A 671-nucleotide genomic window follows, 5' to 3' on the forward strand; every position below is an offset into this window, starting at 1 on the left:
CGGTGGTCAACCCCGGCCTGGCCGAGCTGGCCGCGCGCGGGCGGGCCGCCAGCGCGGACGGCGGTGCGCCCGGCGCGCGCGCCGGCGCCTTCGACTCGCCCGAGCTGCGCGCGCTCACGCTCACCTTCGCCCAGTACCTCGCGGTCAACGACACCCGCGCCGAGGAGCTGCTCGCGCGCATGCGCGAACTGTGCGGCGCGCAGGCGCCGGCCTGGCTGGGCACCTGCGCCGAGGCGGTCGACGCGCTCAACTACGAGGCCGCGCTGGCCTGCCTGCCGCGCCCCCACCAAGGAGAATAAAGCATGGCCCTGCCAGTGATCCTGATCGTCGACGACGTGCTCGAGAACGTCCGGCTGCTCAAAAACCTGCTCGACGACTTCGGCCAGATCGTGTTCGCGCGCGACGGCCTGATGGCGCTGGCGCAGGCCGAGCGGCACAAGCCCGACATCGTCCTGCTCGACGTCATGATGCCCGGCATGGACGGCTACGAGACGTGCCGCCGGCTCAAGTCGCAGGCCGCCACGCGCGAGATCCCGGTGCTGTTCGTGACCGGCGCCGACGGCGAGAGCGACGAGGCCAAGGGCCTCGCCGCCGGCGCGATCGACTACATCACCAAACCGTTCGCGCCGGCCATCGTGCGCGCGCGGGTGCAGAACCACCTGGCGCTGGTG

At 72.7% G+C, this 671-nt stretch carries 2 protein-coding genes; both read left to right on the top strand.

Translation table 11 applies throughout. The features are described 5' to 3' along the window. A partial coding sequence (locus tag C7C56_RS28800) for a hypothetical protein (protein ID WP_181373132.1) occupies positions 1-299 on the top strand: 299 nt, incomplete at its 5' end. 3 nt (positions 300-302) lie between these two features. Next, positions 303-671: response regulator (locus C7C56_RS11470; RefSeq protein ID WP_146204432.1), on the top strand; the 369-nt coding region annotated here is incomplete at its 3' end.

Source organism: Massilia glaciei, assembly GCF_003011895.2.
Classification (GTDB): domain Bacteria; phylum Pseudomonadota; class Gammaproteobacteria; order Burkholderiales; family Burkholderiaceae_D; genus Telluria_A; species Telluria_A glaciei.